Genomic DNA, 4,678 nt, shown 5'->3' with positions numbered 1-4,678 from the left:
ATCAAGCCTTGTTAGAGAGAAAAACGAAAGCAAGGCTTGCGGAGTGGGTTCGGGAAGTTGCCCTAGAACAGCAACCTAAGCGACAGCCGAAAGTAATCGACCCTGCGTTACTGTTCGAGCTGAACCGCATAGGCGTAAACCTGAACCAAATCGCCCGACAATGCAACAGTCAAAAGCCGAGCATTGACCTTGTTAGCGTGTTGGCGACCTTGCGAGAAATTGAAAAAAATCTCAAAAAATTGCGAGAATTGAGCCTATGATCGTTAAATTTTTTAAGAAACACGGTAAGGGAAAAGCTAGTAGTTGCAAGGCTTGCGTGGACTATTTACTAAATAAGCCTGACGACACCGCCCAAATCCTGCAGGGCGATCCCCGACTATCACAAAGTATTGCTGATAGTCTTGATTTTAATAACACTTACACCGCAGGTTGCTTGTCTTTTGAAGAAAGCGACCTACCCGAAATACAAAAGCGTGAGATTATGGCACGCTTTGAAAAGGCAATGTTTGCAGGGCTTGAGCCTGAACAATATAACATTGCGTGGGTACAACACACCGACAAAGGCAGGCTTGAGCTGAATTTCGTTATCCCAAACGTAGAGATGACAAGCGGAAAACGCCTACAACCCTACTACGACAGGGCAGACCGCCCACTTGCTGAAAACTTCAAGCAGGTAATCAACCACGAATACAGCCTAAGCGACCCAAACAACCCTATAAAGCAAAAAAACCTGATTGACCGCAAAGACCTACCAACCGATAAAAAACAGGCTTTACAGGCGATTACGGACGGTTTAACAGCTTTAGCGAACGCAGGGCAGATAAACGACCGACAGGACGTTATAAATGCCCTAGAACGTGCAGGTTTTGAAATTGCACGCATTACGCCAAAAAACCTATCAATCAAGACTGACGGACAGAATTTAAGATTAAAAGGGGCTTTCTATGAGCAAGATTTTAGATTTAGCACAGACCTTTCAGCAGACATCACAGAAAGAGCTAGAGAGTACAAGCGAGATAGTGCAGAACGCTATCAAACGGCACGAGCAAAACTTGATACAGCAGTTACAGCACGCAGGGAACAATTTAGCCGAAAATATCCAAATCGAGCAGGCGAAATTGATAAAAAATACCGTGAGAATGTATCGCTTGCCGACCCTAATCGCCTTGACGATATTAGCCTTGATAGCCATAACCGCAGGCGTTTTGACGTGGCAGGCGAAGAACGCCTATCAAGAGATGACCGAATGGCAAAATTCAGCCGAGATAGCCAAAGAGCAGAGTGGGGGGATCAAGCTATCAACTTGCAAAACGGAGAAAGGGATAAAGCCTTGTGTAGCAGTGGACAAGGATTTTATCAACTCAACGTGGGGCGAGAACCTGAAAGTAATCGAAATCCACGAAACCAAGAAACAGGGGAAAAAATAAATGACGACCGAACTAGAACTACTTTACGAGAAAACCTTGAAAACCTTGCTAGAACAGCAAGAAACAGAGCGAGTGAAATTATCGAAAGAATTAGAGAGCTTGCGAGCCGAAAACGCCTTGATCATTCAACAGTACAACGAAATCAGCGAGCAATTAACGACATTACAGAGTTTAATAAACAGCTTGAAACGGTAATATCTCAACGCAAAAGACAAAGCAGGGGTATGAGCAGATAAAACAAGGGGGAGAATTATGGCAACACTTATGGAAAAAGACAGTTTAATAAATGGTATTTCTCAAACACTCGGCTTAATCGTGGCTCAAACAGGTGGTAGAAACGAAGATAGCGAGTTATTAGCAGGCTTGCGTAACAAGCTATACGCTCTTAAACCAGAAGAAATTGACTACGAAGAACTTTCTAAGTTAGTGAGAGAAAAATTTAATAAATATAAATTTTAGGGGGATTTATGCAAGATGATGAAAAATTAACACCTGAAATTTTAGCTAGACGGGAATTTCATATAAAAAACGCCTTAGCCAGTTTTGCATTAGAAGGGGAATATCCATCTAAAGAATGTGAAGTATTACTGAAAAAATATGTTTCTGGAGAAATTAAAACTCTAGACGAATTAAGAATAAGATTATTTGAAAAGTAGATAACTTGAAAAATCAGGGGATAGGGCATACAATGGGAAAGGTCGGGAACAGGTTGCTACCCTATTCCCTTCCTAGCCGTTAGGCTAATTTATTTAAAACGATGATAAGTACATCAAGCATAGCTAGTACTTTTGTACTTACCGCCCACGCTAACAGTGTTAGCAAGATGATCAGAGTAATAATTTCTGATGTTTTCACATAAATCACCCCCTTAGCACTATAAGGCTAAGCGACTAGGCTCACACTATGAACGGTAGTGCGAGCCGCCGCCATAGTGCGAAAGTGATTTTAACACATAACCGCCTAACAAGGCGGTTTTGTTTTATTCGGGGCTAAATTGCTAGACTTTTGCGCTTAAATTCGCCAAAATCTGTTTTTTTGTTCTACAAACAAATTATCCGAATTTCCGCGCAATGTACGTTTCAGGCTGCCTGAAAAGAAATTTATTTAGTAAAATCAAAGGATAATTTATGTTAAATAAGTTAAAAATCGGCACATTATTATTGCTGACATTAACGGCTTGTTCGCCCAATTCTGTTCATTCGGTAACGTCTAATCCGCAGCCTGCTAGTGCGCCTGTGCAACAATCACACAAGCCACCTTTCAACAGACTTTGGCGAATTTGGAACAGCAGTATCAAGCCCGAATTGGCGTTTATGTATGGGATACAGAAACGGGACATTCTTTGTCTTATCGTGCAGATGAACGCTTTGCTTATGCGTCCACTTTCAAGGCGTTGTTGGCTGGGGCGGTGTTGCAATCGCTGCCTGAAAAAGATTTAAATCGTACCATTTCATATAGCCAAAAAGATTTGGTTAGTTATTCTCCCGAAACCCAAAAATACGTTGGCAAAGGCATGACGATTGCCCAATTATGTGAAGCAGCCGTGCGGTTTAGCGACAACAGCGCGACCAATTTGCTGCTCAAAGAATTGGGTGGCGTGGAACAATATCAACGTATTTTGCGACAATTAGGCGATAACGTAACCCATACCAATCGGCTAGAACCCGATTTAAATCAAGCCAAACCCAACGATATTCGTGATACGAGTACACCCAAACAAATGGCGATGAATTTAAATGCGTATTTATTGGGCAACACATTAACCGAATCGCAAAAAACGATTTTGTGGAATTGGTTGGACAATAACGCAACAGGCAATCCATTGATTCGCGCTGCTACGCCAACATCGTGGAAAGTGTACGATAAAAGCGGGGCGGGTAAATATGGTGTACGCAATGATATTGCGGTGGTTCGCATACCAAATCGCAAACCGATTGTGATGGCAATCATGAGTACGCAATTTACCGAAGAAGCCAAATTCAACAATAAATTAGTAGAAGATGCAGCAAAGCAAGTATTTCATACTTTACAGCTCAACTAACAAATTCATTTTGTTAGAAAAAGTGAAAATTTAGGGCTGAAAAAGCCGTTGAAACTTGCTTTCAATGGCTTTTTTAGTCTAACAACCGCAGGGCGTTAGCAGAAAGGTGCACGAATTTTCATAAAATTACACGGTAAGAAAGGTGTATGGATTTTCACAAAGGTGTACAGATTTTAATAAAATACACCTTAAAGCCTTTAATACCAATGCTTTAGAAAAGAAAAAGGGATCGAACTTTTGACATTCGATCCCTTTTCCTATAATCTGTATCAGTACGTTCTTTGCTATGATCCAGACGTTAACAATCTAATCATAGCAAAGGGTAGCTAGTAATGCAAGAGATTGCGAAGCGTCCCTACTACCAAAAAACCATTCAACGACGTAAACAAGAAACGTAAACCTTAAATTAGACGGTCTTCAGCTCGGACTTCGGAAGAATAAACAGGCGTAGAAGTGATAACGTTCTTAATACGAAAATTAAGCTCTGTCTCCGTTTCGTGCTACGGTTAGAAAGGCGAAAGCCCCAAGAAATACAAGCACACCTGATAAGCGAGATTTAAGGATACAGCGGAATTGATTGTTTAAGTCTGCAATTCCCACCCTGATAAACGCCACAACGTTTTATTGTTGCCCCATTCACGCAACATTTGAGAATCGAATAGAAATCTTTTAGTAAAAAGCGTTCTTTTTGGGTCAGCGGTTAATGTGGACGGTTTAACGGTTTTTCCCCTGCGGGTCGTATTGAAAAGCCATTGAAAAGCTGATGGATAACTCTTCGAGTTACCCACGAGCTTTCCAACAGCTTTCCAACACTAAAAACCTACCGCCCACAATAACCACTTCCCTAATAATAAATTTTTTTATTTTTATATTGGTTCAAAGGCTCACGATGTTCGCCTAATAAAACGAAGTCGCCTATCGGCTCCGCTGATTTTTATATATCACTCTCGGGGCTTTTGGTGTACTATTGTCTTTTGTAATAGCAAGGACACAAAAAGGGTACTCTTCGAGTTTCCTTTTTGACCTTGCAAAAGGGCTTTGCCCCCTTGACCCCCGACCGCTTTCAGCGGTCAAAATAGAAGAACGGACACCATTATGAAACGTGAGAAAGAGATAAAAATCAGGCTCACCGAAAACGAGTATCAAGCCTTGTTAGAGAGAAAAACGAAAGCAAGGCTTGCGGAGTGGGTTCGGGAAGTTGCCCTAGAAC

The 4,678-nt window shown here is 41.5% G+C and carries 4 protein-coding genes and 2 pseudogenes; all 6 read left to right on the top strand.

The genetic code is table 11. From position 1 onward, the window contains the following. Positions 1 to 260 (top strand): MobC family plasmid mobilization relaxosome protein (locus JP36_RS11140; RefSeq protein WP_039174720.1); only part of this gene is annotated, 260 nt, incomplete at its 5' end. Next, positions 257 to 628 (top strand): annotated as a pseudogene (locus JP36_RS12030) (relaxase/mobilization nuclease domain-containing protein); the annotation flags it as partial. The gene JP36_RS11140 and the pseudogene JP36_RS12030, both read left to right, overlap by 4 nt. Before the next feature lie 316 nt (positions 629 to 944). After that, positions 945 to 1,427: an MbeB family mobilization protein gene (locus tag JP36_RS12025; RefSeq protein ID WP_011255122.1), complete on the top strand. Its 483-nt coding sequence runs from the start codon at positions 945 to 947 to the stop codon at positions 1,425 to 1,427. Between the two features lie 252 nt (positions 1,428 to 1,679). Continuing rightward, the gene (locus JP36_RS11130) at positions 1,680 to 1,886 is read left to right on the top strand and encodes a hypothetical protein (protein WP_005618528.1); all 207 of its coding nucleotides are present in this window, start codon (positions 1,680 to 1,682) and stop codon (positions 1,884 to 1,886) included. Positions 1,887 to 1,894: 8 nt separating this feature from the next. Next, positions 1,895 to 2,083, top strand: coding sequence for an antitoxin VbhA family protein (locus JP36_RS11125; protein WP_005618527.1), 189 nt, complete (start codon positions 1,895 to 1,897; stop codon positions 2,081 to 2,083). A gap of 471 nt (positions 2,084 to 2,554) precedes the next feature. After that, positions 2,555 to 3,468, top strand: a pseudogene (blaROB, locus tag JP36_RS11120) (ROB family class A beta-lactamase). The last annotated feature ends 1,210 nt before the right edge of the window (positions 3,469 to 4,678 follow it).

Source organism: Gallibacterium genomosp. 1 (genome assembly GCF_000771875.1).
In the GTDB taxonomy this organism is placed as follows: domain Bacteria; phylum Pseudomonadota; class Gammaproteobacteria; order Enterobacterales; family Pasteurellaceae; genus Gallibacterium.
Note: the sequence above shows the minus strand (reverse complement) of the source record. Positions and strands in the feature narration are given on the sequence as shown.